This is a genomic window from Selenomonas sp. CM52 (assembly GCF_000292955.1).
Taxonomy (GTDB): domain Bacteria; phylum Bacillota; class Negativicutes; order Selenomonadales; family Selenomonadaceae; genus Selenomonas.
The window spans coordinates 136567-161829 of the sequence record NZ_ALNM01000030.1 but is presented as its reverse complement, the minus strand read 5'-3'; the positions used below and the strand labels follow the sequence as shown (position 1 = coordinate 161829).

At 55.8% G+C, this 25263-nt stretch carries 26 protein-coding genes, 1 other RNA gene and 1 pseudogene; 7 read left to right on the top strand and 21 right to left on the bottom strand.

The annotated features are described in order from the left end of the window. Positions 1 to 31 precede the first annotated feature (31 nt). Positions 32 to 1228 carry a helix-turn-helix domain-containing protein gene (locus HMPREF1153_RS08345; protein WP_009646412.1) on the top strand — a complete coding sequence of 399 codons (1197 nt, stop codon included), beginning with the start codon at positions 32 to 34 and terminating at the stop codon, positions 1226 to 1228. A 472-nt stretch (positions 1229 to 1700) separates the two neighbouring features. On the opposite strand, the gene rlmD is transcribed toward HMPREF1153_RS08345, so the two are convergent. Both rlmD and HMPREF1153_RS08335 read right to left on the bottom strand, forming a co-directional pair. Next, positions 1701 to 3074, bottom strand: a complete 1374-nt coding sequence (gene rlmD, locus HMPREF1153_RS08340) for a 23S rRNA (uracil(1939)-C(5))-methyltransferase RlmD (RefSeq protein WP_009646501.1) — start codon at positions 3072 to 3074, stop codon at positions 1701 to 1703. A 33-nt stretch (positions 3075 to 3107) separates the two neighbouring features. Then, positions 3108 to 3767: an HAD family hydrolase gene (locus HMPREF1153_RS08335; RefSeq protein ID WP_009646500.1), complete on the bottom strand. Its 660-nt coding sequence runs from the start codon at positions 3765 to 3767 to the stop codon at positions 3108 to 3110. A 358-nt stretch (positions 3768 to 4125) separates the two neighbouring features. Here HMPREF1153_RS08335 and HMPREF1153_RS08330 point away from each other — a divergent pair, with 358 nt between their 5' ends. Beyond that, complete coding sequence (locus HMPREF1153_RS08330; protein ID WP_009646359.1) at positions 4126 to 6375, top strand: sensor domain-containing phosphodiesterase; 2250 nt, start codon at positions 4126 to 4128, stop codon at positions 6373 to 6375. A gap of 140 nt (positions 6376 to 6515) precedes the next feature. Here the strand turns inward: HMPREF1153_RS08330 and ssrA are convergent. The 10 genes from ssrA to ylxM all read right to left on the bottom strand — a co-directional run bounded on the left by ssrA (position 6516) and on the right by ylxM (position 14332). Then, positions 6516 to 6868: a transfer-messenger RNA gene (gene ssrA, locus HMPREF1153_RS12360) on the bottom strand. Positions 6869 to 6978: 110 nt separating this feature from the next. Then, entirely contained in the window at positions 6979 to 9387 is a 2409-nt protein-coding gene (gene priA, locus HMPREF1153_RS08325) for a replication restart helicase PriA (RefSeq protein WP_009646427.1), read from the bottom strand. A gap of 109 nt (positions 9388 to 9496) precedes the next feature. Continuing rightward, positions 9497 to 10099 carry a 3D domain-containing protein gene (locus HMPREF1153_RS08320; RefSeq protein ID WP_009646398.1) on the bottom strand — a complete coding sequence of 201 codons (603 nt, stop codon included), beginning with the start codon at positions 10097 to 10099 and terminating at the stop codon, positions 9497 to 9499. A 90-nt stretch (positions 10100 to 10189) separates the two neighbouring features. Continuing rightward, entirely contained in the window at positions 10190 to 10945 is a 756-nt protein-coding gene (gene trmD, locus HMPREF1153_RS08315; protein WP_009646408.1) for a tRNA (guanosine(37)-N1)-methyltransferase TrmD, read from the bottom strand. Next, the gene (rimM, locus tag HMPREF1153_RS08310; RefSeq protein ID WP_009646394.1) at positions 10935 to 11444 is read right to left on the bottom strand and encodes a ribosome maturation factor RimM; all 510 of its coding nucleotides are present in this window, start codon (positions 11442 to 11444) and stop codon (positions 10935 to 10937) included. Before rimM ends, trmD begins: the two co-directional genes overlap by 11 nt. After that, positions 11437 to 11844, bottom strand: a complete 408-nt coding sequence (locus HMPREF1153_RS08305) for a YlqD family protein (RefSeq protein ID WP_009646489.1) — start codon at positions 11842 to 11844, stop codon at positions 11437 to 11439. The genes rimM and HMPREF1153_RS08305 overlap by 8 nt, the downstream gene beginning before the upstream one ends. A 111-nt stretch (positions 11845 to 11955) precedes the next feature. Next, positions 11956 to 12183, bottom strand: a complete 228-nt coding sequence (locus tag HMPREF1153_RS08300) for a KH domain-containing protein (protein ID WP_009646379.1) — start codon at positions 12181 to 12183, stop codon at positions 11956 to 11958. Between the two features lie 70 nt (positions 12184 to 12253). Continuing rightward, a complete protein-coding gene (gene rpsP, locus HMPREF1153_RS08295) occupies positions 12254 to 12529 on the bottom strand; it encodes a 30S ribosomal protein S16 (RefSeq protein ID WP_006191829.1) in 276 nt (91 codons plus the stop codon). A 74-nt stretch (positions 12530 to 12603) separates the two neighbouring features. Continuing rightward, positions 12604 to 13974, bottom strand: a complete 1371-nt coding sequence (gene ffh / locus HMPREF1153_RS08290; RefSeq protein ID WP_009646459.1) for a signal recognition particle protein — start codon at positions 13972 to 13974, stop codon at positions 12604 to 12606. Continuing rightward, entirely contained in the window at positions 13964 to 14332 is a 369-nt protein-coding gene (ylxM, locus tag HMPREF1153_RS08285) for a YlxM family DNA-binding protein (protein ID WP_037370306.1), read from the bottom strand. Before ylxM ends, ffh begins: the two co-directional genes overlap by 11 nt. Before the next feature lie 278 nt (positions 14333 to 14610). Here ylxM and HMPREF1153_RS13235 point away from each other — a divergent pair. Beyond that, positions 14611 to 14706: pseudogene (locus tag HMPREF1153_RS13235) on the top strand (methyl-accepting chemotaxis protein); the annotation flags it as partial. Between the two features lie 166 nt (positions 14707 to 14872). Continuing rightward, a complete protein-coding gene (locus HMPREF1153_RS08280) occupies positions 14873 to 16630 on the top strand; it encodes an Rqc2 family fibronectin-binding protein (protein WP_037370304.1) in 1758 nt (585 codons plus the stop codon). A gap of 12 nt (positions 16631 to 16642) precedes the next feature. On the opposite strand, the gene dut is transcribed toward HMPREF1153_RS08280, so the two are convergent. The 4 genes from dut to HMPREF1153_RS08260 all read right to left on the bottom strand — a co-directional run bounded on the left by dut (position 16643) and on the right by HMPREF1153_RS08260 (position 19012). Then, the gene (dut, locus tag HMPREF1153_RS08275; protein WP_009646502.1) at positions 16643 to 17098 is read right to left on the bottom strand and encodes a dUTP diphosphatase; all 456 of its coding nucleotides are present in this window, start codon (positions 17096 to 17098) and stop codon (positions 16643 to 16645) included. A 78-nt stretch (positions 17099 to 17176) separates the two neighbouring features. After that, on the bottom strand, positions 17177 to 17410 hold the full coding sequence (gene hfq, locus HMPREF1153_RS08270) for an RNA chaperone Hfq (RefSeq protein WP_009646425.1): 234 nt from the start codon (positions 17408 to 17410) through the stop codon (positions 17177 to 17179). Continuing rightward, a complete protein-coding gene (gene miaA, locus HMPREF1153_RS08265) occupies positions 17379 to 18338 on the bottom strand; it encodes a tRNA (adenosine(37)-N6)-dimethylallyltransferase MiaA (protein ID WP_009646516.1) in 960 nt (319 codons plus the stop codon). Before miaA ends, hfq begins: the two co-directional genes overlap by 32 nt. Further along, positions 18335 to 19012, bottom strand: a complete 678-nt coding sequence (locus HMPREF1153_RS08260) for a metal-dependent hydrolase (protein WP_006192175.1) — start codon at positions 19010 to 19012, stop codon at positions 18335 to 18337. Before HMPREF1153_RS08260 ends, miaA begins: the two co-directional genes overlap by 4 nt. A 108-nt stretch (positions 19013 to 19120) precedes the next feature. Between HMPREF1153_RS08260 and HMPREF1153_RS08255 the strand changes: the two genes are divergently transcribed. Next, positions 19121 to 19822 (top strand): thiamine diphosphokinase, encoded by a 702-nt coding sequence (locus tag HMPREF1153_RS08255; RefSeq protein ID WP_009646416.1) that lies wholly within the window; start codon positions 19121 to 19123, stop codon positions 19820 to 19822. Here the strand turns inward: HMPREF1153_RS08255 and HMPREF1153_RS08250 are convergent. The 4 genes from HMPREF1153_RS08250 to infC form a co-directional block, all read right to left on the bottom strand. Then, complete coding sequence (locus tag HMPREF1153_RS08250; protein WP_232208249.1) at positions 19810 to 20631, bottom strand: TrmH family RNA methyltransferase; 822 nt, start codon at positions 20629 to 20631, stop codon at positions 19810 to 19812. The genes HMPREF1153_RS08255 and HMPREF1153_RS08250 overlap by 13 nt on opposite strands. Before the next feature lie 167 nt (positions 20632 to 20798). Next, on the bottom strand, positions 20799 to 21152 hold the full coding sequence (rplT, locus tag HMPREF1153_RS08245; RefSeq protein ID WP_006192170.1) for a 50S ribosomal protein L20: 354 nt from the start codon (positions 21150 to 21152) through the stop codon (positions 20799 to 20801). Between the two features lie 31 nt (positions 21153 to 21183). Next, a complete protein-coding gene (rpmI, locus tag HMPREF1153_RS08240; RefSeq protein WP_006192168.1) occupies positions 21184 to 21378 on the bottom strand; it encodes a 50S ribosomal protein L35 in 195 nt (64 codons plus the stop codon). A 2-nt stretch (positions 21379 to 21380) separates the two neighbouring features. Continuing rightward, positions 21381 to 21911, bottom strand: a complete 531-nt coding sequence (gene infC, locus HMPREF1153_RS08235; RefSeq protein WP_049781183.1) for a translation initiation factor IF-3 — start codon at positions 21909 to 21911, stop codon at positions 21381 to 21383. Between the two features lie 270 nt (positions 21912 to 22181). Between infC and HMPREF1153_RS08230 the strand changes: the two genes are divergently transcribed. Then, positions 22182 to 22820, top strand: coding sequence for a hypothetical protein (locus tag HMPREF1153_RS08230; RefSeq protein ID WP_198003335.1), 639 nt, complete (start codon positions 22182 to 22184; stop codon positions 22818 to 22820). A gap of 23 nt (positions 22821 to 22843) precedes the next feature. Beyond that, positions 22844 to 23224 (top strand): hypothetical protein, encoded by a 381-nt coding sequence (locus tag HMPREF1153_RS08225; RefSeq protein WP_009646433.1) that lies wholly within the window; start codon positions 22844 to 22846, stop codon positions 23222 to 23224. Positions 23225 to 23345: 121 nt separating this feature from the next. Here the strand turns inward: HMPREF1153_RS08225 and HMPREF1153_RS08220 are convergent, their stop codons facing one another. After that, the gene (locus HMPREF1153_RS08220; protein ID WP_009646451.1) at positions 23346 to 25079 is read right to left on the bottom strand and encodes a nuclease-related domain-containing DEAD/DEAH box helicase; all 1734 of its coding nucleotides are present in this window, start codon (positions 25077 to 25079) and stop codon (positions 23346 to 23348) included. Positions 25080 to 25263 lie beyond the last annotated feature (184 nt).

Genomic DNA, 25263 nt, shown 5'->3' with positions numbered 1-25263 from the left:
GAAATCTCTCTACACAAAGGAGGCTGTCATCATGAAGCAAGCAGACAACAACAAGAAGAACAAGCACCTTACTGCACAAGACCGCCAGGAAATCATGAACGGGCTCGACAAGCGATTGTCCTTCAAGGCGATCGCCCTGCTCGTTCAGAAAGATCCTACCACCATATCTTACGAAGTGAAGCAACATCGCAAAGAGCACCACAATGCGTTCGTGCAAACGGACGAACTCTGCCCCTTGCTCGACAAGACGCCCTTCGTCTGCAACGCCTGCTCCAAGCGCCGTTCCGCTAACTGCCGCTTCCTCCGCCTTCTCTATGTCGCTCCGCAGGCACATGCCGAATACGAAGCGCTCCTGCACGATGCACGCGAAGGCATTCCGTTGAACCGTGCGTCTTTTTACAAGCAGGATCGCATCATTTCCTCTTGCATTGAGAAGGGGCAGCACATTTATCATATCGTCGCTTCTCACCCAGAGCTCAATGTGTCTCTCAGCACGGTTTATCGGCATTTTTCCAAGGGATATTATTCGGCTTCCAAGATTCACCTTCCACGCGCCGTAAAGTTCAAGCCTCGCAAAAAGAAGCGGGCGGATGTCGTTCCTTCTGCCATAAAGAAGGAACGCACCTATGCGGATTTCCTCGCTCATATGGAACGGGAAGGGCTTAGCGCACATACGCAGCTTGATACCGTTATCGGAGTTTCGGGCGGCAAAGTCATACTCACCGTCCACTTCACTGCGTTCAATTTCATGTTCGGGCTTCTGCTCGAAAACAAGACGGCTGTGCAGGCTGCCTTGAAGTTCCAAGAGGTCAAACGAACTTTGACTGCAGGCGGTTTTTCTTTTCCTGCCCTTATGCCCGTGATGCTTACGGACAACGGTGGAGAGTTCTCCGATGTTTTCGCCTTTGAGAACAATCTTGAGGGAGAAAAGGAGGCCTGCCTTTTTTTCTGCGATCCCATGCAGTCTTGCCAAAAGGCGCAAATTGAGAAGAATCACACACTTTTTCGCGATATTGTGCCGAAGGGGTCTTCTTTCGACCATTTCACACAGGATACCGTCAATTTGATTTTTTCTCACATCAATGGCGTCCGTCGCAACATTTACAGCGGCAAGTCTCCCTATGAGATGTTTACGTTCGCTTTTTCCGAGGAACTGGCTGCTCTTTTGGGTATCTCGTATGTTGCGCCGGAAGATGTCGTGCAGTCTCCTAGGCTTCTAAAGGGCTGATCTTGCGCTGCACATCTTTCTCATAGTAAATCCCGCTAGGGTGGAACTTACTCTGAAAAGCCTCGCTTTTCGGAGTGCGAAGCATGTCCATTTTTCCAGATGATCCCTTATGGTTCGGTCGCTTTTAAGACGATATTGTGCTCAGGTCATCCGTTGCATACAAATTCTGATGCTTCTCGCACTTACTCCTATCGGCTTTCTTAGACTAAATCCCACAGACTTACATCAGCGGAAGTTACTTTGCGAATTTACGGTTCGTTTTCGTGGTGGTATAAGTTCCCTTCTCACACATTCTCCAGAACCTCGAAAAACAGTAGTTCCTTTGTTACGCCAAGGACAAAAGCAGTTCTCTTGTTACAAATACTGAAAAACCAGTAGTGGCAACTGTTGGCAAAGGGCATAAATAAGGGACTCCGGCGACGCTACCAGCAATATTCTCGGAATCCCTTGATTTCAAGCCTTTTCCCTGCTTTTACTTCTGATCTCTTGACATCAATACCACGCACTCGACATGCGATGTTTGCGGAAACATATCGACCGGCTGTATTTCTTTCGCCATATATCCCAATGTCGCCAAGAATGCCATGTCCCTTGCCAGAGTTGCGGGATTGCAAGATACATAAACGATTCGGTCAGGATGCATAGCGGCGAAGGTTTTCAAAACGGTTTCCGTACAGCCAGCGCGCGGCGGGTCGACGACGATGACATTGGGATGAACGTTTTCGTGATAGAGGCGCGGCATGAGCTTTGTGGCGTCGCCGACGAGGAACACCGTATTTTTTATGCGATTGTCACGCGCATTTTTCTTCGCATCATCGATCGCGGGCTTGACGATCTCGATGCCATGAACACGATGCGCCTTTTGTGCGAGGAAGAGCGTGATCGTACCTGTGCCACAGTAGGCGTCGATGACAGTTTCCATTCCATTGAGATCTGCATATTCGAGAGCCTTCTCATAAAGAACGGCGGCCTGCTCCGTATTGACTTGGAAAAACGACCGTGCTGAGATGGAGAAGTGCAGTTTGCCGATGCGGTCGGGGATCGTCGGTTTGCCCCAGAGGAGTTTTGTCTCGCGCCCCAATATGACATTATTGCGGTACGTCTGAATATTTTGCTGCACGCTCCTGAGGTTTGGCACGCGCTCCTTAAGAAACCGTATGATTTCTTTCGCCTTAGGCAAATCCTTCGTCGCTGTGACGAGCACGACCATCGCTTCGCCGTTTTCCCCGATACGGCCGACGACGTGGCGCAGGACGCCTGTGTGACGATCTTCATCATAGATGGGAATACGCAAACGATCGACGACCTCGCGCATGACATTGACAATGGTGTTGTTACCTTCCTTTTGAATCCGACAGTCCCTCGTATCGATAATGTCATGCGAGCCTTTGGCAAAGCAGCCGATGACCGTCTTCCCCCGCTTCCTTCCTACGGGAAACTGCATCTTGTTGCGATAGAACCACGGCTCTTTCGCACCTAAAACGGGCAGCACCTCGATGCCGGAAAGCCTTCCGATGCGCTCGACGGCATCGACGACCTGCTGACGCTTCCAGTGCAACTGCCCCTCATACGACAGGTGTTGAAGCTGACAGCCACCGCAAAAATCGTAAATCGGACAGGCGGGAGAAATGCGATTAGGACTTTTCTCCAAGATTTCCACGAGTTTTCCGCGCGCATACGTTTTCTTAACCTCGTCGATACGCACGAGCACGCGCTCGCCAGGCAAAGCGCCAGGCACAAATACAGTGAAATCGACAGCACGCCCCACGCCCTCGCCGCTCGCGCCAAGGGTCTTGATTGTGATTTCATATTTTTCGCCCTGTTGCACGGGAATTTCTTTTCTCATTGCTTCTCTTTCCTTCAATCGTCCGATGGCTATTCAAAACTCCACTTTTTCCAAGAGCTCCAACGGTGCTTTGAGCAAGACCTTCGCGCCGCTTTTCACAAGTTCCTCTTCGGGACGGAATCCCCAGAGGACACCGACAGGCAAAAATCCCGCGTGCACAGCGGTTTCCATGTCAACCGAGGTGTCGCCCAAATAAGCCACCTCATCAGGCTTCACGCCAAGGTGTGAAGCGATTTCCAATGGGGTCGCAGGATTGGGCTTCTTCGGAAAACCCGGGCGATCGCCGAGCACTTCTTCAAAGGTACCAGGTGCAAAAAGAATCTTCACGATGGTCAACGCCGCATCATTATGCTTGTTCGTGCAGACTGCCAAGGGAATGCCACGGCTCTTCAATTCTGCCAGAAGTTCCCGTACGCCATTGTAGGGACGCGTTTTTTCCAGAAGGCGCTCCTTGTAGATCGCCTTGTATTTCACGAGTGCTTCCTCAACAAATTCGGCGGACGCCGCCTTATCCCTCGGCAAGGTACGCTCCATGAGCTTTTTCGAGCCATTACCGACGAAATAACGGTACTTTTCCATCTCATGTGTCGGAAAGCCGTAACTTTCCAGCATGAGATTCACGCTGTCCGAAAGATCAGCCAAGGAATCAACAAGGGTACCGTCTAAATCAAAGATCACAGCTTTATATTGCATAGGTATCACCTTTCTGCTATTGTCGAACTATTGCTCTTTTTTTATTCGCGAAAAGCTTCTTTTTCCCTGCATGAATACGCGATGGATCGAAAACACACACCAAAGTCCATCGCACTGCTTTTAAAAACGAAGTGCGATTCAAAAATTCCAAAACATGAACTTTTTTCCTATAAACAATAGACGAATAGTGAGATTTCATGTATAATAACATCATATAGTAAAGGGAGCTCTGATAAACGAAGTCTGTCAGATCGGTGAAGATTTGTCGATGCAGAGCAGGCAGAAAAGATGCATCCAGATGGCTGTACTAAATTTATCAGCGATTCCCAAAAACGCTACAAAGGAGTTGGGAAGAATCATGAACTCCGTTTTGGAATGGCTTGATGAATTCTGTGAAAAAAGCGAACTTTCTGCGGCTTTTTTGAAAAAAATCGTCGATACGGAAGAATCTGACGAAGGCATCCACTCGCTCTTTCAGTATATGGGCGATATCTTTGCATTGCATCGTATCATGATCATCGAACCCTTGGATGAGCGCTCTACGCCCGCCTACACTTGGAGTTCAAATGATATGGAACCATACAGGCAGCCTGAGGGCGACCTCGTGCGCGCTGCTGTCGCCTTGACGTATGATCAATTGATGAACGGCAAGTGCATTCTCTATAAGGATACGCAGACGATTGCTGCTAAACACCCTCTTGCCAGCCAGTGCTTCACCTCGCTCGGTCTTTACTCCCTATCCGCTGTCCCCCTCTTCAAGGATGGCGAACCATCAGGCATCATCATCTCCGATGTTCCTGATTGGGAAAAAGTTCGTGATCTCACAGCAGCGTTGTACCTTGTCGGGCGCTTTGCAATGCGCATCATCCGCATGAGGGATCTCTTGCGCAGCACGGGCGGCGTTGCTGCAGAAATCGATGCCGATGCCGACAAGGGAGCTCTCTCCACCTTCCTTCGAGAGAATCGCTTCGACTTCCCAAGTTTCCTCGATTCCATTGAACTCGCCGACCAATACATCTACTTCGGCGACATGCAATCGAACCTATTCTACATCAACGACCAGATGCGCGAAACTTTTGCTTTCAAGAGCAACGTTGTCAAGAACTTTCTCAAAAAATGGGAAAGTCGAATCCATCGTCCCAATGATCTCGCCACATACAGAGCGGACATTGCCGACATCATCAAAAGCAAGCGCGATACCCATGATCTGCGCTACCGTGTGACCGATCATAAAGGAAACGAGTTCTGGATTCGTTGTTGCGGCATCCTCAAATGGGATTCGACACGCGAGAACCCCCTATTCTTCTCCGGCAGCATCTCGCGCCTCGCACTCGATTTTGTCGTTGATCCCATCACAGGATTTGCACGCGAGAAAGGTGCGGAAATCAAATTGCAGGAACTGCAGAAGGAATATCCTTCCCTTTCCTTCATCGGCTTCCGCTTGAACAACTTCCGCGAAATCAACGAGATGCACGGCCGAAGCCATTCCGACGCACTCCTCAAGGACATCGCAGCCGGGCTCACGAACCGCTTCCGCGACGGTCTTCTGATCTACCGCCTCGACGGTCTGCGCTTCCTCGCAATCCTTTCGCCCGGCATCACTGAAGATCCGAGGACGATACTCGAATTCATCAGTTTGACGGTGAGGAATCTCTATGCCATCTACGGTCTTGCTGTACAAACGCCCTCTTCTCTCGCCTTGATGGAGGACATACCGAGCGATACGGCATGTGATGAGATCATCGCCAACATGCTGAGCCTCTTGGATCTCGCAAAAGAATCCCCCGATGAGCCTTATGTTCTTTTCTCCTCAAAGAATCTCGAAACGCGAAAAAACCTCAGCCGTTTCCTACTCGCCATCAATGAGGATGTCGAGCACGGTTGCGCCAACTTCCGCACGGTCATCCAGCCAACAGTCACCACCGACGGTTTCGGCATCGTCAGCGGCGAACTTCTGTGCCGCTGGTCCCACGAGGGCACGAACATCTCACCCGCCGTATTCATCCCCATCTTGGAGCGCACTCAACAAATCCGCGCTGTCGGACGCTGGATCTTCGAACAGGCAGTCATCCATGCCAAGCGTATACGCCGTACGAACCCTAACTTTTCCCTAAACTTCAACGTCAGTTATCATCAAGTGCTGGACCCCGACTTCCTGCCCTTCATGCGTCAGACCCTTGCCCGTCACAAAATGGATGGCAAGAATCTCGTTGCAGAACTCACGGAAACGAACTACAACGAAAGCCCCGCCACTTTACAGACCTTCATTGAAGCGTGCCGCGACCTCGGCATTCGTCTCGCGCTCGACGACTTTGGCACGGGATATTCCTCCTTGGAACTTCTCTTGAAGCACCCGTCCGACATCGTAAAACTCGATCGCAGCTTGATGAAAGAAATGGCCTATTCCAAAAACAGCAGCGACTTTATATCGAGCATCGTCTACTCCTGCCATAAGTTCGGCAAGAAGGTCTGCGTCGAAGGCGTCGAGACAGATCAGGAACTTCAGACCGTCCTCGAAGCGGGCTGCGACTACATCCAAGGCTTCTACTTCCACCGGCCGATGGAGATTTCTGATTTCTTTGCCCTGTTGGAAAAGAAAAAGAAGTAGAATACCCTTGAATGAACAGAGGGACTCTCCCCTACACTTCGATCACTGAGGCCGATGTACAAGCACGAAAAGGGGACGCCTGCGGTACGAATGCCGCAGGCGTCCTCTTCTTTATTTCAACGGCTCTGCCGCTTTTTCTCTGGTGGAGACGAGGAGAATCGAACTCCTGTCCGAAAGCATTGTTTCATCGGCTTCTCCGAGCGCAGTCTGTGTTTTTATTTAAGAATCCAGACGCCCGCAGACAGGCTTCCGTCATCCGATTCCGCAAAAATTTCCCTTTTGAGCCTGCGAAAATCAACTCTCAGGTATCCCGCAGTTGTCCTCTTATCCGCTCAGGCGGGAGCCAAGCGGACAGAGGCTGGCGTCAAGCCGCCAGAGCGTAGTCTTCGTTTGCTTTTATGTTTAAATAAAAGTTTCACCTTGCTGACGGGATGGTGAACCCCCGGCTCGCTGCCCATGCACCATCTACCCTCGTCGAAACCTTTACGTCCCCGTTGGCATGCACATGAAGCGCTCGCTGAAAAGACTCTCAAAAGCCCGTTCAGCTTGGATGTATAGTATACTGCCTTTGAAGAAATTTTGCAACAAGTATTTTTGCATGGCTCACATCGTCATGATCGGATCGACGTCGATGAGCACATCGTTCCTCTGATCCAGTCCCTCGCCGCGCAGGAACTCCCTCACGGCGGCGAGATCCGCCGTCTTGATGAGAAGCACGAAGCGATGGATGCCGCGAAACTGGGCGATCAAGGCGGGTGCAGGACCGATGATCTGCTGCCCTTCCCTGCCTGCGAAGGCAGCGAGGAAGTTTTCCTGAATGCGGCACGCTTCCTGACGCGCCGCCTCCTCTTCCCCATGCTGCACGATGAGCTTGACAAGGCGGCTGAACGGCGGGTAGAAGAGCTGCTCGCGTATGGCAATCTCCTCGCGATAAAAGGCCTCGTAGTCCTGCTTGAGTGCCGCCTGCACCGCATAGTGCTCGGGGCTGTAGCACTGCACGACGACTTGTCCCGCAGCCTCACCCCTGCCTGCGCGGCCCGCCGTCTGCGTGATGAGCATGAAGCAGCGCTCCGCCGCGCGGAAGTCGGGCATGTTGAGGCTCGCATCGGCGCTGAGGATGCCGACCGCCGTAACGCCCGGGATGTCATGCCCCTTGGCGACCATCTGCGTACCGAGCAGGATGTCGTACCTCTTCTCGCGAAACGCCGTGAGAATTTCTTGGTGCGCGAGCTTTCGCGCCGTCGTATCCCTGTCCATGCGCACGACGCGTGCTGTCGGCACGAGCGCCTTGAGTTCCGCTTCCAGCTTTTCCGTGCCCGAGCCAAAGTATTTGATGTAGGGACTCGAACATTCGGGGCACAAAAGCGGCACGGCCTGCTCGATGTCACAGTGATGGCACAGAAGCTTGCCGCTGCGATGATAGACGAGCGGCAGCGAGCAGGAAGGACATTTGACGACGGCACCGCACGAGCGGCACATGACGAAGGTCGAGAAGCCGCGGCGGTTCAGCATGAGGATCATCTGCTCCTTCTTCGCCATCGTTTCCTCAATGAGCTGACGCAGAGGCGCGGAGATGATCGTGCGATTGCCGCGGTGCAGTTCCTCGCGCATGTCTACACATTCGACATGCGCGAGCGGTCTCGCACCGATGCGCTCTGGCATCGAAAGTAGCGTAAACTCGCCGCAGCGCGCGCGGTACGAAGTCTCAAGAGACGGCGTGGCACTGCCCAAAAGCAGTACGGCGCGATGCAGTTTCGCCATGACCTCGGCGATGGGACGAGCATGGTAGCGCGGCGCCTCATCCTGCTTGTAGGACATATCCTGCTCCTCGTCGAGGATGATGAGTCCGACGTCCTCGATGGGCGTGAAGAGCGCCGAGCGTGCACCGATGACGATGCCCGCCTCCCCGCGCCGCACGCGGAAGATCGCGTCGTTTCGCTCGGCAAGGGAAAGCTGGCTGTGCATGACGACGATGTCCTCGGGAAAAGATCCCTTGAAGGCGAGGACGATCTGGCTCGTCAGGGCGATTTCGGGCACGAGCACGATGACCCTGCGCCCTTCCCTGCGCGCGGCCGCCGCCGTCTCGATATAGACCTGCGTCTTCCCGCTTCCTGTCACGCCCTGCAAGAGGAAGCCACGATGCTCGCGCCGCCCGATGTAGGGAAGCACGGCATCGACAGCCGCCCTCTGCTCCGCCGTCAGGTCGACCATCGCCCCAGCGCCCGTCACATCTCCGTAACTGTCGCGCAGAACGCGCCGCTTCTCGCTCTTCACATCGCCCGCTTCGAGTACCGCGCGAAGGACAGCGGCGGAAAATCCTGCCTCGCGCAGATCGGCGTCCGCCTTTTCCCCCTCTGCGGCAAGGAGCTCCAACAGACGCTTCTGCGCGTGCCGCCTTCGATAGCGGGAGAGCACAGCCTCATCGAGCGGACGCGCGAGCGACAGGATATTCTCATAACGCGCCTTGTCGCGCTGCTGCGCCCGATAGAGCTTTCTCACCTGCTTTTGCTGCACGAGCTTCTCCAGGAGAACAGGCATCTCTGCGGCAAGCGCAGGAAGCGCCTTGCGAAGTACGGAAAGCCGCATGACGCCATTTTCACGGAGGCAACGGAAAACCTGCTGCGCCGCTCCCGTCAAAGGCGGCTCTTCCCCCTCTTTTGCCTCATACTCGACCTCGATCTTCAAGCCGCTCTTGCCCGGCATGAAGAGCCGCATCGCCTCAGCGGGCGAGCACAGGTAGAAGTCCGCGATTCGACGTGCCGTTTCTAGCATCTCGGACGTAAACCAGGCCTCTTCGTCGACAACGGCGATGATCGGCTTCAGCTCGTAGCCTGGCCGCTCCCCTTCGTCATCCCAGACGGCAACGACGAAGCCCTCGACCCTGCGCCCGCCGAAAGGCACGAATACGCGCCAGCCCGCCGCAAGGAAAGACATCTCGTCGGGCACGGCATAGCTGTACGCTTTCGCTATGCTCTTCACGGGAATATTGACAAAGACTTCCGCCCTTCGCAAAATGCTCTCCTCCCACAAGAAAAAAGGCTTTCAGCGCGAATCTTTCGCGCCGAAAGCCTGCCTTTCCGATGCTCTGCCGCCATCATGCTGCAAAAACAGCAAACGCTTCTCAATCCATGATGAAGATCTCGATGGTCTTGCGGCCGAACTGAATCGCTTCTTCTGCCGTCTCAAAGGCGATGTCGATCGTATTGCCGCGAATCGCCGAACCGATGTCCTCAGCTACCGCTTCGCCGTATCCCGGAATAAAGACGCGCGTGCCCATCGGTATGACCGCAGGATCGACAGCGATCACACCCTTTCTCACCAAGGTTCCGCTTGCCGTATGACTTGAAAGGCCTGGATCGAAGCGGCTGTACGCTGACGCCGACACAAGCAGCGAACGACCGCCGCCGCGGCTCACAGGAGTCTCGATGACAGGCGGCTCCTCACCGCCCGAGAGCGCCCTGTACGTCATCTGTCCGCAGATGCCGTCGGCATCCAAGCCGTTCTCCTGCTGGAACTTCGTGATGGCAGTCACCGTCTTCTTGCCGCATACGCCGTCATCTTCTCCATCCGCAAGATAGCCGCGCCCGATCAGCAGCTTCTGCACGGCACGAACGCTGTCGCCCCGCATGCCTTCCTTGACAAGAAAACCGCTGGCAAAGGCTGCAGCACTCGACAAGAGCAGGCAAATGCAAAGGATGGACGAAAAAATCACCATTTTTCTCAATAGACGCCACCTCACAGAAAAGCTGATTTTCCTACGAGGACTATTATAGCAAAGAAACGATACTCCGTCAAAGCTTTCCTTTAGCCCTGACTAATCTTTCTCACAATTCTCTTCCTGTGCCATAAGATTCGCAAAATAGGCTTTCTCTCGCTCCGTCAGCTGCACGCCCTTCAAAAGCTCTGGTCGCCTTTCGCGCGTGATGCGCAGCGATTCTCTGCGACGCCAGGCGCGAATCTTCGCATGATCGCCAGACAGAAGCACCTCGGGCACTTCCATTCCCTCGAAGATGCGCGGCCTTGTGTACTGCGGGAACTCCAAGAGGCCGTCGTAGAAAGAATCCGTCGGCGCAGACTCCTCCGAACCGAGGACGCCCGGGATCATGCGCGCCACGGCGTCGACGACGACCATCGCGGGCAGTTCGCCGCCCGTCAGCACGAAATCGCCGATGGAGATCGCCTCATCCGCCAGATGCGCATGGATGCGTGCGTCGAATCCCTCGTAATGCCCCGAGAGGAAGATCAGCTGCTCCTCTTTCGCCAGTTCCTTCGCCTTCGCCTGCGTGAACGTCTCGCCGCTCGGGCACAGGAGCACGATGCGCCGCCGCCTCAAAGCGCTGTTCGCCACGATCGAGCGCACGGCACGAAACATCGGCTCAGGCTTCAAGACCATGCCGCTGCCGCCGCCGAAGGGCGAATCATCAACCTGCTTGTGCTTATCAAAGGCGAAGTCCCGCAGCTGCGTCAGACGTATGTCGAGCAGCCCCTTCTCCCTCGCGCGCTTGATGATGCTCTCACCGAACACCGCTTCAAACATCGCAGGAAAAAGCGTCACGATGTCAATCCGCACGGTTTTCCAACTCTTCCTGTAAGTCGACGCGCAAAAAGCCTCCAGCGATGTCGATCTCGCGCACGACCTTCTTCAGTGCCGGCACGAGCAATTCCGCGCCGTCTGGTTTCTTCACCACATAGACGTCATTGCTGCCCGTCTTGAGGACGTTCGTGACCTCCCCGAGCCTTTCCCCTGCCATATCGAGCACCGCGAGTCCGATGATGTCGAACGTGTAGAACTCGCCCTCAGCGAGCGGCGCGGCATCTTCCCGCGCGACGCGCAGAAGCTCGCCCGTCAATTTTGCCGCCGCCTCGCGCGACGTACACTCAGCGAGCGTCAGCAGCACGAACTGGCGATGGTAGTGAACGTGCTCGACGTGGAAAACGCGCTCGCCGATGAAGACCTCGCGCAGGGACTCGAAGCGCTCGGGAAAATCCGTCAGCGGTATCACGCGCACTTCGCCCCGAAGGCCGTGCGGCGCACCCGCCTTGCCTATGACGACGCGCCCGTCAGCCACGGATCGCAACGACCTTGTCGTCCTCGACGAGGACTTCGACGTTCATAAGCTCGCGCATGTTCGAGCCGACCTTCAGCTCCGCCGTGCGCTCCAGCGTGCCCTGCACGATTTCAGCTCCGATGGCGAGCTTCTTCGTCTCTTCGAGCTTCGCTTGTGCCTGCTCCTTGAAATCCATGCGCTTTTGACGCTCGATGGCGAAGTGCTGACGCGCCGCCTGCGCACGCTGGATATCCTGCTGCGCCGCCTCAGAGACAATGCGCTTTTCCTCGATGCCCATCTGCTGCAGTTCGAGATCGACCTTCTGCAGACTGTCTTCCAGCTCGTCAATGATGCGCTTCTTGAGCTTTTCTGTCAGCTTCGCCTTGACCGTGCAAGGAACCTTCACCTGAATGCTGTCCATATTCTCTCTCCTTCATCGAGCGCATGGATGAGAGGCAACACCGTCACCTCATCCGTGCGCCTAAAGAAATAGCGGCAAGAACCCCCGAAGGGAATGCTGCCGCGTAGTTCACTAATTGATGTCGACCTTGACTTTTTTGTTCTCGCGGGTACCGGCGGCCTTGGCAACCGTGCGGATCGCCTTCGCAATCCTGCCCTGCTTGCCGATCACCTTTCCCATATCGTCCGAAGCGACATGAAGCTCGATCAATGTCATGCGGTCTTCCTGCTTTTCGTCGACAACGACGTTCTCGGGATGATCGACCAACGCCTTGGCGATGATTTCAACGACTTCCTTCATGCTGATCCTCTTTTCTCAAGAGAAGCTGCGGGAGGCGGCTTTTCATGCCGTCTCCGTCGCCTCGTCTCGATCAGTTCTTCGAGCGCTTCTTCTCATCGAACTTCGCCATGATGCCCTTCTTACTGAAGAGCGAGCGGACGGTATCCGTCGGCTGTGCGCCCTTGCTCATCCAATCGATGGCCTTGTCTTCATCGACATTGATGACGGCCGGCTCCTTCGTGGAGTCGTAGTTGCCGAGAATCTCGATGAAGCGACCGTCGCGCGGCGAGCGGGAATCCGCCACGACGATGCGGTAGAACGGGTTCTTCTTCGCGCCCATGCGGGTCAAACGAATCTTTACTGCCATGTTTTCACCTCCTTCAAAGGATAATTTTTTGTCAGCCGCGACGCATCGCAGCCGACGAATCTTCCATGAGCCGATCAGTGCATGAACGGCAGCTTCATGCCTCCGAGGCCGGGGAATCCCTTCCCCTTCTTTCCTCCCTGCATCTTCTTGACCTGCTTCATCATCTTCTTCATTTCGTTGAACTGCTTCAAGAGCTTGTTCACATCCTGCACGCGCGTGCCGCTGCCAAGCGCGATGCGCTTGCGGCGGCTGCCGTTGATGATGGAAATGTCCGCGCGTTCCTTCGGCGTCATGGACTTGATGATCGCCTCGATACGGCGCACTTCCTTGCCGTTGAGGTCGATGTCCTGTCCCTGCAGCTGCTTCTTGAGTCCACCCATGCCAGGGATCATACCGAGGATTTGCTCAAAGGAGCCGAGCTTTCGCACCTTCTGCATCTGCGCGAGGAAATCGTCGAGCGTGAAGTCCGCCTTGCGCAGCTTCTTCTCCATCTTCTTGGCTTCTTCCGCATCGAACGTGGACTGCGCCTTCTCGATGAGGGAGAGCACGTCGCCCATACCGAGGATGCGCGACGCCATGCGGTCGGGATGGAAAGGCTCAAGCGCTTCAAGCTTCTCGCCCATGCCGACGAACTTGATCGGGCAGCCCGTGACCGCCTTGACCGACAGCGCCGCACCGCCTCGGGCGTCGCCGTCGAGCTTCGTCAAGACGACGCCGTCGATGCCCAGCCCCTCGTTGAAGCTCTCGGCCACATTCACAGCATCCTGACCCGTCATGGCATCGACGACGAGCAGAATCTCGTGCGGCTTGACGTCCGCCTTGATGTCTTTAAGCTCCTGCATGAGCTTCTCATCAATGTGCAGACGCCCCGCCGTATCGATGATCACGACGTCGTTGATGTGCGAACGCGCATGTTCGATCGAACTTCTGGCAATCGTCACGGCATCCGTACCCTGCGGCATGGAAAAGACGGGGATGCCAAGCTGCTCGCCCAACACCTGGAGCTGCTTGACGGCCGCAGGTCGATAGATATCGGCCGCGACGAGCAACGGCTTCTTTCCCTGCTTCTTGAGAGAAAGGCCGAGCTTTCCCGCCGAGGTCGTCTTGCCCGCACCCTGAAGTCCTGCCATCATGATGACGGTCGGCGGTACGGACGAGATATTGAGGCGGCTCTGCGTGCCGCCCATGAGTTCTGTAAGCTCTTCGTCGACAATCTTGACGACAACCTGCGCCGGTGTCAAGGTGTCGAGCACATCCTGCCCAACGGCGCGCTCCTTCACCTTCTTGATGAAGTCCTTGACGACCTTGAAATTGACGTCGGCTTCGAGGAGCGCCATGCGCACCTCGCGCATCGCCTCGTTTACGTCGTCCTCCGTCAGCTTGCCATGTCCGCGCAGCTTTTTGAATGTCTGCTGCAGGCGATCCGCCAAGCTTTCAAAAATCATGCTGTACCTCCCGCTGCGCCCCTAAAAGACGCGAAATTCGCTGCAAGACTGCCTCTACGGCGACATCGTTCTCTTCCGTGCGCAGCTTACGAATCGCCTCGCCGATCGCCGCAAGTTCCTCGTGCTCTTTGGCAAGGCGCCGCAAGAGGCCGAGCTTTTCTTCGTAGCCTTCCAGCGCCTGCTCCGAGCGATGAATGATATCGTAAGCGGCCTGCCGCGAAACTCCGACCGCTTCGCCGACCTCCGCGAGGGAGAAATCGTCGAAGAGATGAAGTTCCAGACAGCGCCGCTGCTTTTCTGTGAGCAGCATGCCGTACATGTCGAACAGTTCCGCCAGATGAAAGAGTCTTTCGAGCATCACTCCACCCGCCTTCCTGCAAGCACGTTTCCAAAACGGACATGCGCAGGGGAATCTCCCCCGACTAGGCTATTATAAGCAAGGCGAGGCATCCTGTCAAGTTTTTTCCTTGGCAGAGAGATAAGATTTTTCTATCCTTGATACGCTGACGATGAATCAGTGTATCATTTTCCTGTAAATCTAAGTGTTTACTCATAAGATAATAGGTAAAATATCTATATCGTAGAACGCACATCAGAGCGACTTTCTTGGCAGTGAAGAAGGCGTCGTGCCCAAGTGCAGGCACACAGGGCCGCGGCTTCACCCTCGTGGCGGAAGAAGTGCGAAAGCTTGCCGAGCAGTCGGAAAACGCCGCACAGGAAATCACCTCCCTCCAAAATACAACGATACCATTACTTATCACGACAATGCCTGAACTGTATGTCCCCAAGCCAAAATGCGCGTTCCTCATCATGTGCCCGTGCAAGACGCGCGCCGTTGACCGCTCCTTTCATCAATGCTATACTTCGTATTAAGTTTACGAAAGAACAGGTGACGACCATGAGCCTCGATGGATTTTCCACACAGCCCTTAGTCAGGGAACTGCGCGCCGCGCTTCTAGGCGGACGCATCGACAAGATCACGCAGCCGACGAAAGCCTCCATCTTCCTGAGCATACGCCAGCCTGGCAGGAATCACCTGCTGCACATCGCGGCAAGCCCGCAGGCAAGCGCCGTCTTCCTCGCGACGAAGCCGCCCGAGAATCCAGCTGAACCGCCGCTCTTCTGCATGGTTCTGCGCAAGCAGCTCGAAGGAAGCCGCATCGCCGACATCCGCCAGCACTCGCTCGACCGTATCCTCTGCTTCGACTTCGACTCCCTCGCGGCCGGCGGCAAGATTGTCACGAAGACCCTCATCGTCGAGCTCATCGGCAAGTACAGCAACATCATCCTTGTGCAGGACGGCGTCGTCATCGACGCTCTCAAGAAAGTCGGCAGCGCGAACAGCCGCACGCGCCTCATTCTTCCCGCACGCGAATACGCGCCGCCGCCCGCCCAGGAAAAGCTCGACCTGCGCACCGTGAAGCCCGACATCATCGTCGAACGCCTCGCACAAGATGAGGAAGCGACACTCGGCAAAGGACTTTTGAACGTCTGTCTGGGCTTCGGCCCGGTGAGCACCCGCGAGGTCATCTTTTCTGCCGGATTGCCCGAGAAGATGAGCTGCGCCGACTTGGACGCAAAGGACAAGGAAGCGCTGCAGCGCGCCCTCGCTGAAGTCTATGCTGCCTGCATAGAGGAAGAAGCTGCGCCCAGTCTCACCCTTGACAAGAACAACAAGGTGCTCGCGACCTCGCCCTTTCCTCTCCATTACTTCCCGGCAGAAAGCACGCAGCTCTCCTTTCCCACGATCAGCGCGATGCTCGAAAAAGCCACGCAGCTTGCGGGAGCCTACACACCACCCGAAAAAGATCGCCTGAAGAAATTCGTCAAGACCGAGCTCACGCGTGCCGAAAACAAGCTCGGCATCCTGCAGGAAGAGCTTCGCCAAGCAGAAAACGCCGAGGACTACAAAATCTTTGGCGACAATCTCATGACGTATGCGCATCTCTACGAAGACCACGCCGACGCCTCGCTGACCGTCGACAACATCTACAGCGAAGCGGGCGAAAAGATCACGCTGAAACTCGACCAGAGATTGACGCTCAGTCAGAACATGCAGGCGTTCTACCACAAGTACGACAAGCTCAAGCGTGCGCAGAAGCTGCTCGACGGGCAGATCGCACTCTGCGAGGAGAACATCCGCTACCTCTCCAGCGTCGAAAGCTCCCTCGCCGCCTCCTCGACACTGCCCGAAATCGAAGAGATCAAAGATGAACTGATTCAAAGCGGCTTCCTCAAGGAGAGCACGAAAAAAAAGCGGCAGGACAAGCCTTCCGCTCCCTTTCGCTTCGTGGCCGAGGACGGCAAGAGCATCCTCGTCGGCAAAAACAATTACCAGAACGACCGCCTGACCTTCCACACGGCGGCGCCCGACGACATTTGGCTGCACGCCAAGGACATCCCCGGCTCGCACGTCATCCTGCGCCTCTCGGGCGAAGAGCCGAGCGAAGAGAGCCTGCACCACGCCGCCCTCCTCGCCGCACACTTCAGCAAGGCGCAGGATTCCTCGAACGTTCCCGTCGACTACACCTACCGGCGCTATGTGAAAAAGCCCTCCGGCTCACGTCCGGGCTTCGTCATCTTCACGCACCAGAAGACGCTTTATGTGACGCCTTCAGCAGAAGACGCGGCAAGGCTGCTTCCCGAAGAGCGCTGACAGCCGCCCGCTTCAGCGCTTGCCCGTCGAGCCGAAACCTCCCGTACGCACTTCTCCCGTGCCCGCCTCGTCATCATCGGCGACGAGATACTTATAGAAGATGCCCTGCGCGATGCGCATGCCCTTCTCCACACGAAAATCCGCCGTGCCAAGATTCAGGATCGCCACCATGATATGCCCCTCGTTCTCCTCGTTGTCGTAGTAATCCGCGTCGATGATTCCCTGCGCATTGACGAGCATGAGCTGATGCTTGAGCGAGATTCCCGAGCGGATGTGCAGTCCGAGATACTCATCCTTCTGCATGTACGCCTTGAGTCCCGTCGGCACGACCGTCACCTTGCCGCACGGCAATACGCAGTCCTCCGCCGCCGCGAGATCGTATCCTGCGCTCGCCGCCGTCTTTCTCTGCGGCAGGGAAAGCCCCGCCGCTTCATACGCCTTGATGATTTCAAATCCACGCTTTCGCAAAGTATTTCCTCCTAAGATCTTCAGATCTTCGCCGCGTCACGAAGAAGAGCCTTCCCCCTCTGCGGGAGAAGGCTCTTCTTATTTTTCCGCCTCGCCGGCCGACGCAAGCTTCGTCGCCGCGATCGTCGATATGGCGTGCTTGTAAACAAGATTCTGCTTGCCCGCCACCTCAAGAATCACCGTGAAATTGTCGAAGCCCTTGACATATCCCTTCATCTGGAAGCCGTTGAGCAGATGGATGCTGACTGCTCGGTTCTCCTTGCGCATCTGATTGAGAAAATTATCCTGTAGGTTCAGCGGTTTTACCGGCATGGAAAGACCTCCTTATATCCGTACAAATTTTTTCCAGCAGCAGCTCTTCCCCCTGCGACGCCGCATACCAATGTACATACGGCATCTTACGAAACCAAGTGAGCTGGCGCTTTGCGAAATGGCGCGTCGCCTTCTTGATTTCCGCTGCGGCAAGCGGCAAGTCCATGCTTCCCGCAAGATAGGCAAGCATCTCGCGATAGCCGATGCCCTTCATCGCCGGACAGTCACGAGGCACGCCCTCCGCCAGGAGAGAGCGCACCTCGTCGGCAAGGCCTGCCTCCAACATCGCATCGACACGTTCCTCGATACGTGCATAGAGCTCTTGCCGCTCGCGCCGCAGTCCGATGACATAGGCGTCGTAGGCAAGCTCCCCGCCTGCCGCCTCGCGCTGCTCGGAGATATGCTCGTTTCCCAAGGAAGCGACCTCCAAGGCACGCACGACGCGGCGGAAATCGTTGATATGCAGACGAGCAGCCGCCTCCGGATCGGCTTCCTGCAAAAGGCCATGGACAAACGCCTTGCCCTTTTCCTGTGCCAGCCTCTCAATCTTTTCACGATAGGCGCGATCGCCCGAAGTCTCGTTGAAGACGTACCCTTCCAGGAGCGACTTGATGTAAAGCCCCGTGCCGCCGACGACGAGCGGCAGCTTGCCGCGCGCGGCGATGCGCCCGATCTCCTCTCGCGCGAGGCGCTGAAAGTCCATGACGTTGAACGACGCCCCGGGCGCGAGAATGTCGATGAAGTGATGCGGCACGGCACTCAGCTCTTCTTTCGTCGGCTTCGCCGTGCCGATGTCGAACCCCCGATAAAAGAGCATCGAATCGCCCGAGATGATTTCCGCATCAAGCCGTCGGGCAAGCGCAAGGGAAAGCGCGGTCTTGCCGACCGCCGTCGGCCCTATGAGGACGACGAGCCGCGCCTTCTTCATGCAAGCTCCAACGTACCGCCCGGCTCTACGATATGCACGGCGGCACGCGTCATGCCCTCCGTCACTTCCTTGTACCGCCCCGCTTCCTGCGCGATGACGGGCCAAGTGTTGTAGTGGATCGGTATGACGTTCTTCGTGTTGAGCCACTGTGCGGCAAGAGCCGCATCCTCAAGTCCCATCGTATAATTGTCGCCGATTGGAAGAACCGCGTAATCGAGCGGATCCTTCTGCCCGATGAGCTTCATGTCGCTGAAAAGCGCCGTATCGCCGGCAAAGTAGACGTTGATGCCGCCGATCTGGATGACGTAGCCGCAGGCGATGCCGCCCGCGACGCCCGAGCTGTGCAGCGCCATCGTCATGCGCACCTTGCCGAAGGGCAGCTTGACCGAGCCGCCGATGTTCATGCCGTGCGTCTTGATGTCGCTCTCCGCCTGCAAACAGACGTCGAGAACCTCCGGAATGCCCAAGACCATCGCGCCCGTGCGCTTGGCGATGGCAGGCGCGTCGCCGAGATGATCGCCGTGCGCGTGCGTCAGCAAGATGTAGTCGCACTCCACCTCATCCGCCTGAATCGCAGCGAGCGGATTTCCCGTGAGGAACGGGTCGGTCAGAACCTTCGACGTGCCGTCATCGAGCAAGAACGAAGCGTGCCCGTAATACGTATACTTGATCATCGCATTTGACTCCTCCCATTTTAGTCGAGCACAAAAAATCTATATATTGTATAATTAAACAAAAAAATTGAAAAACCTTCCTACAAACGGAAATGGAGGAGGAAAAACATGCGCTCCCATGAATTTTCCCTGCCGCAGGGCACGATCGCGTTCTCTCGGGCGCTTCCCGCACATATCTGCACCTTGGTCACAGGAGGTCGTCCGCCCGCCGCCGACTGGCTGCAAAGGGCGCGGCGCGGCAAGCTCTGGGCGATCGACCACGGCGTCGACCTCTGCCACGCGATGAAATGCGTGCCCGACTTCCTGCTTGGCGACGCAGACAGCGCCTCGCCCGCCGCCTGGTCTTGGGCGCTCGCCGAAGGCGCCCCCTGCGAGCGCTTCGATGTCAAGAAGGATCTCACGGACACGCAGCTCGCACTTGTCAAAATCAAGGAGAAATCCCTCGACACGTTTCTCCTGCTCACGGGGGCTTTCGGCGGCCGCTTCGATCACGCCATGAGCACGCTCTTTTCCTGCGCCTTCAGCGGCATCCCGATGATTCTGGCAGACGAGCAGGAAGCGTGCTTCTTCCTGCACGAAAAAGACAGCCTTTCCTTCACGGCAAAACAAACGCCCAAGGCCATCTCTCTCCTCGCCTTGGGCGGCGAATGTCGCGGCATCTCTCTATCGGGAACACAATGGCCGCTCAAAGGCGCCGTCCTGCGCCAGGAAGAACCCTACGCCGTGAGCAACGAACTGGCGGAAGGAAGCTCCTCCTTCCGCGTCAGCCTGCAAGCGGGCACGCTCGCCGTCTATCTCTACTGGCAGTGACGCCGAAAGCCGCGGCGCACGCCGGCCGCCTCATAGAGCACAAGGGCGGCGGCGGTCGCCACGTTGAGCGATTCCGCCTTGCCGAACATCGGGATAAAGAGCTTCGCCTCGGCCATCCGACGAACCTCGTCCGACACGCCGTTGCCCTCGTTGCCGAAAGCGAGCGCGAGCCGGCCGCTGTAATCCGCCGCATAGTACGGCTGTGCCGCCTCGTCGAGATCGGCAGCCAAGAGCCGCACGCGTCCCTGCTGCAGGAACTCGCACAGCGCCGTGCGAGACACGTTCCGCACGACGGGCACATGAAAGACCGATCCCATGCTTGCGCGAACCGCCTTGGCAGAAAACACGTCGATCGTATCCTCCAGACAGACGACGGCATCCGCGCCCGCCGCATCCGCCGTGCGCACGATCGTTCCCGCATTGCCCGGATCCTGCACGCCATCGAGCACGACGACGTGCATTTCCTGCCGCATAGGAAGAGCCGCAAGACTCGCGCCCCGCTCTTCCAGTACAAGCAAAATGCCCTGCGGCGCATCGGTATCGCTCGCCTTCTTATAGACCTCGGGCGTCACCTCGGCGAGCGGGCAGCCGAGGGACGCAAGCCGCGCGAGGATGCGCTCTGTGCGCTCCTCCCGCGCCGCCTCGGCTGTGACGAGGCAAAAGCGCGTCGTCCAGCCCGCCTCCGCCGCCATCTCGACGAGCCGCACACCCTCGGCGACGACGACGCCTTCTTCCCTTCGCCGCCTGGCATTCTTCAAGCTCGCAAGCCACTTGATCCTCTTATTCTGTGCGCTCTCGATCTTTTCCATCGTTCCTCCGCGGAAATTGTAGATATTATACGCACGAACATCCACTTTCATGACATTGTGCGCCGCCCTTACAGAAAGTTCCCCGAGCAGTCTGCACCCTTCGAGTTTGACTTCTTGGCTTTCATAAAAAAAGAGGAGCTGTGGAAAGCTCCCCTTTCGTCATCTTCTTACTGATTTTCCTTGGCAATGGCGACGAGCTGGGCAAACGCCTTCTCATCGTGCACGGCAAGATCGGCAAACATCTTGCGGTTGACCTCGACGCCGGCCTTCGTCAAGCCGTTGATGAGACGGCTGTAGGAAATGCCGTTCATGCGTGCAGCCGCATTGATGCGGGCGATCCAGAGCTTGCGGAACTCGCCCTTCTTCGCGCGGCGATCACGACGCGCATAGTAGAGCGCCTTCATGACCGTCTCGTTCGCCTTCTTGAACTGCTTGCTCTTTGCGCCGCGATAGCCCTTGGCGAGCTTCAAAATCTTCTTATGGCGGCGATGCGCCGTAACGCCGGATTTTACTCTTGGCATATCTTATTCCTCCATTATCTTCGCTCGAATCTTACTTGTTCAGCATATCGCGCACGCGCCTGTGGTCAGCGGCGGCGACAAGCGTAGCCTTGCGCAGGTTGCGCTTGCGCTTCCTCGTCTTCTTCTCAAGGATATGGCTCTTGAACGCCTTGTTCCGCTTGAACTCACCGGAACCCGTTATCGAAAAGCGCTTGGCAGCGGCTCTGCGTGTCTTTACCTTTGGCATGTTTATTTTCCTCCTTTAGTCTGCGCCTTCGGGGCGAGAATCATCGTCATATTCTTGCCCTCCAGCTTCGCATCGCGCTCGATGGAAACGAGCTCCTTGAGCCGGTCGGCCACCTTGTTCAAGACCTCTCGGCCAAGCTCCGGATGCGACAATTCGCGGCCACGGAACATGATCGTGACCTTGACCTTGTTTCCTTCTTCCAGAAAGCGAAGAGCATTCTTGAGCTTCACGTCGAAATCATGCTGCTCGATGTTCGGGCGCAGCTTGACCTCCTTGATCGTGACGATCTTCTGCTTCTTCTTCGCCTCCTTCTCCCTTTTTTGCTGCTCGTAACGGTACTTGCCGAAATCCATGATGCGGCAGACAGGAGGCTTCGCTTTCGGCGCAACCTCGACGAGATCGAGATGCTGCTCCTCCGCCATGCGCAAGGCATCGCGTGTCGCCATGATGCCGAGCTGCTCGCCGGACGCGCTCGTGACGCGTACCTCGCGAATGCGGATTTCTTCGTTGATTCTTAAAGAGTCCCTGCTAATGGGAAAACACCTCCTGGTGAACGAGCAAATAAAAAGGGCGGCAGACGCCACCCCTTCCTTTGCAAAACCTGCATATAAGACCCGCTCGACGCATGTCGGCAGGTGAGAAGCGGCGGCCTCTTCTTGAATTACTTGCCTATATTATCATATCAATGCACCGTACGTCAAGGGATTTTTCAAAACACCGCTTTTACCCCGAAATATGTTAGAGGAATTTCATATAATATGCAGAATATACTCTATGTAAAAAGCTTTATGGAGGGATTTTACATGAATATGACCTACAAGCTGCACCTGGGTACGTTTTGTATGCTTCTTGCTTTATTTTGCTGCCATACGCATGACGGTTACGCCGCTGTGCCTCCTACAGAGTATGCCATTTGGGACAGGATTCCTGGCGAGGCATTCGTCGAAGCAAGACTTGAGGCAACCGCCCCCATCAACCTATACGATTCCCCGCGAGGAAATACGGTCATCAACTCTGTAGCTGCCGGCGAAATCGTCAAGCGAGTTTCCTGCGTAGTTTATACGCATCCACAAAAGCATCCCGTACGGGTGCTGCGGACGTTGCGAAGCTACAAAAAGCAAGGCGCCAGCACAATTGTCCCCGATGGATTGATCCTGCAGCCTGGCTCCTACGTCTATCTTTTGATGTACACGGGAGAAGGCACCTATATCGGCTGGTACAACGGAGAAGAAGCTTGGTGGCTAAACGGTTCCACTATCCGAAATTTCTCCGATCGGGCTTCCCAGCAAGCATGGGGAGAATATATCGGCGAAATGACATCACGCAATCTTTCCATCGAGGCATGGTACTGCCTTCGCAAGAGTGATGGGACGACAGGCTGGACAATGGTTGCTCAAAACGGAGACTTCTCTTATGAGCATCTAAAGATACGTCGGGATTGAGGAATTCTCAGGAGGAATGCAAAATGAAACGATTTTTTCTCATGGCTTTGCTCGTATCTGCAGCCATTCTGCTGCCATCATACGTCTGCGAGGCAAAGGACGTCTGGGTCGACCATTGGAATTCAGAGGACGTCGATATCTACGTTATGGATGATACGCTTACAACTGGTTCATCCGACAGCATAAAATATTTCAAGGTATCTACCAAGGAGGTGCGAAACGGAGAGCTGATCCGTATCGTCCATTGGAATTTCATCAAATACAAATCGGATATGTGGAGATATGAAACAAGCACTATGCGAGGAGACCATACGACGGTCGTCCTCCCCAGGAATCAGGTCTTCGAGTTTTGCATGGATTCCTTAGGTTGGTCATATTACATCAAGGGATACTGGTACTATTGAGACCACCGCTCTCGAACGCACGAATTTCTCCCCAATATGACAAATCCCGCCTGTTCAGAATACGATCTGCAACAGGCGGGATTTGTCATGCTCAAAGCGCACGATGCGGGAATTGCGGAAATTATTGCGCCTCCATCCCCAGCCACTTCGCAACTCCTTGTGGAGACGGTTCAATAGCCGTATCCAACTGCTCGACCAACGCTGGATATTCCTCTGCCGAAACATCGCTAAGAAATATCGTCTCAAGATATGCAGAAGCGCGTGAGCTGCCGACGTAGACGAGTCGTTGGCAGGTCGGTTTCACGAGCTTCGACACATGCACATCCACGAGGAGGACGGCCTTCGCCTCCAGTCCCTTGTAGCGACGCACCGTCGTGAACCAAACCTTTCCCTCCGCCGGCTGATGCGCGAGAGGAATCCCGGCGAGCGACGTCACGCCTGCGAGCATACTCTTTTCCAGCGTGCTCACCGTAAGGATCACGATGTCCTGAATTTCCAGCTTCTCCTCGCTCTTCATACGGCGTACGAAATCGGCGGCGGCCGCCGCAAGCGCTTCTGCATCGGGAACGAATACGGCACGAGGCTTGTTGCCATGGATGGCATTGAGATAATTCTTGTGCCTACCCGAAAGGAAGCTCTGCACCGTACGCCCGATCTCCGCCGTATTGCGGCAATTGCGATAGAGAACGAGCCGGCAGTCCATATGCGCGTCGATCCACTCTGCCGCCGTCTGCTGCGTCTGCCCTGTCGAACGGCGCGAAATGATCGTCTGCCCGCGATCATAAAACAGGTAGAACGCTCCGTTATGAAGTTCAGCCAAAAGCGCGAGATGTTCGAGCAATGCGCTCGGGAAATCCTGTGCCTCATCGATGACGATGTTCGGATACTCCCACAGTGTATCATCAAATTCATTCTGAAAGAACTCTTCGAACTCGCGCAGTACCGTCGTGAGCGGCAGATTCCGCCCCGCCATCAACTCCTCCGCCAACGTGCGCTCATTGTGGATCATGATCTGCGAATCCCAGTGACAGGAGCGCAGCCGCTCAAAAAGAAACTCATTGAAACAAAGGTAGAGCACCTTCTGTCCCTCACGCGCCAGCATGCGCGCCTTCTCCGCCGCCAGCAGGCTCTTGCCCGTGCCCGCCGCGCCGTGAATCGCCGCCGTTCGCTGATCAGTCAGATACTCCAAGAGCGCGAACTGCGCATTCGTCAGACGCGCCGTCGATTGCTCGACCGCCTGCGACGCGGCAGAAACCGTCTCCACGATGCGGAACACGGGCTGCAATGTCTGAATGACCTGTCTGAACACGCTCGGCGACTGCACGCGCTCAGGAATGCGGAACAACTTGCGCCAATAGCTGTAAATCTTCTCCAATTTCGCTTTCGGCTCACGCAAATCGCCCGCGTCGAGGATGATGTCGCGCGGCGACTCCAACGGCAAAGGCTTGCCTTGAGGAATCTCCACGGAGGTGAACCAAACTGCCTTGGCCACGAGAGGCACATACTGCGGCGTCCTTTGGCGCAACTCCGCAAGGATGCACTGACAGCTGTTCTCCGCCTGCTGAAACGGATAGATGACCTTCCGCTCGCCCGTGCGGCGGTTCGTCTGCTGCCATGCTCCATCTTCGTAGGCAATCCCGCCCGCCTTCACCTCGATGGCGAGGATGCCGTGTTTCGGATGCAGAACGACGAAATCCGCCTCCCCCTGCGGCGCCGTACGCACGCCGTCTCCCAGCCAGCAGTAAGAGTGAAACACCGTATAGTCATCCCCGAGCGTTTCCAACGCACGGTAAGCCTGCCGCTCCCCCTCGCTCCCATGAAAATCCCCCGCAAATGCAGGATAAAATCGTGCCATCGCCGCCCCTCCTCATCTTGATGTTCACTTTCATAGTATGTACTGCCGTAGGCATTGTCAACCCCAATTGTCTCCTTTGTGATTGCGATTGCACCGTTTAGAGAAATCACAGAAAAAGCATTTTAGGAATACTTCAATCGAATTACTTCTGCCGGCTGAAAATTTTCTATAGCTGTTCTATTTA

What these genes read in the sequence shown, in the direction of transcription:
- ffh (WP_009646459.1), bottom strand. Translation starts at nt 13,974, where the DNA reads ATGATTTTTGAAAGCTTGGCGGATCGCCTGCAGCAGACATTCAAAAAG.
- rlmD (WP_009646501.1), bottom strand. Translation starts at nt 3,074, where the DNA reads ATGAGAAAAGAAATTCCCGTGCAACAGGGCGAAAAATATGAAATCACA.
- hfq (WP_009646425.1), bottom strand. Translation starts at nt 17,410, where the DNA reads ATGCCGGTAAAACCGCTGAACCTACAGGATAATTTTCTCAATCAGATG.
- HMPREF1153_RS08300 (WP_009646379.1), bottom strand. Translation starts at nt 12,183, where the DNA reads ATGAAGGAAGTCGTTGAAATCATCGCCAAGGCGTTGGTCGATCATCCC.
- rpmI (WP_006192168.1), bottom strand. Translation starts at nt 21,378, where the DNA reads ATGCCAAAGGTAAAGACACGCAGAGCCGCTGCCAAGCGCTTTTCGATA.
- rpsP (WP_006191829.1), bottom strand. Translation starts at nt 12,529, where the DNA reads ATGGCAGTAAAGATTCGTTTGACCCGCATGGGCGCGAAGAAGAACCCG.
- ylxM (WP_037370306.1), bottom strand. Translation starts at nt 14,332, where the DNA reads ATGCTCGAAAGACTCTTTCATCTGGCGGAACTGTTCGACATGTACGGC.
- HMPREF1153_RS08335 (WP_009646500.1), bottom strand. Translation starts at nt 3,767, where the DNA reads ATGCAATATAAAGCTGTGATCTTTGATTTAGACGGTACCCTTGTTGAT.
- rplT (WP_006192170.1), bottom strand. Translation starts at nt 21,152, where the DNA reads ATGCCAAGAGTAAAATCCGGCGTTACGGCGCATCGCCGCCATAAGAAG.
- HMPREF1153_RS08220 (WP_009646451.1), bottom strand. Translation starts at nt 25,079, where the DNA reads ATGGCACGATTTTATCCTGCATTTGCGGGGGATTTTCATGGGAGCGAG.
- HMPREF1153_RS08345 (WP_009646412.1), top strand. Translation starts at nt 32, where the DNA reads ATGAAGCAAGCAGACAACAACAAGAAGAACAAGCACCTTACTGCACAA.
- HMPREF1153_RS08330 (WP_009646359.1), top strand. Translation starts at nt 4,126, where the DNA reads ATGAACTCCGTTTTGGAATGGCTTGATGAATTCTGTGAAAAAAGCGAA.
- HMPREF1153_RS08225 (WP_009646433.1), top strand. Translation starts at nt 22,844, where the DNA reads ATGAAACGATTTTTTCTCATGGCTTTGCTCGTATCTGCAGCCATTCTG.
- HMPREF1153_RS08280 (WP_037370304.1), top strand. Translation starts at nt 14,873, where the DNA reads ATGAGCCTCGATGGATTTTCCACACAGCCCTTAGTCAGGGAACTGCGC.
- HMPREF1153_RS08250 (WP_232208249.1), bottom strand. Translation starts at nt 20,631, where the DNA reads ATGGAAAAGATCGAGAGCGCACAGAATAAGAGGATCAAGTGGCTTGCG.
- HMPREF1153_RS08260 (WP_006192175.1), bottom strand. Translation starts at nt 19,012, where the DNA reads ATGATCAAGTATACGTATTACGGGCACGCTTCGTTCTTGCTCGATGAC.
- HMPREF1153_RS08305 (WP_009646489.1), bottom strand. Translation starts at nt 11,844, where the DNA reads ATGGACAGCATTCAGGTGAAGGTTCCTTGCACGGTCAAGGCGAAGCTG.
- HMPREF1153_RS08255 (WP_009646416.1), top strand. Translation starts at nt 19,121, where the DNA reads ATGCGCTCCCATGAATTTTCCCTGCCGCAGGGCACGATCGCGTTCTCT.
- miaA (WP_009646516.1), bottom strand. Translation starts at nt 18,338, where the DNA reads ATGAAGAAGGCGCGGCTCGTCGTCCTCATAGGGCCGACGGCGGTCGGC.
- HMPREF1153_RS08230 (WP_198003335.1), top strand. Translation starts at nt 22,182, where the DNA reads ATGAATATGACCTACAAGCTGCACCTGGGTACGTTTTGTATGCTTCTT.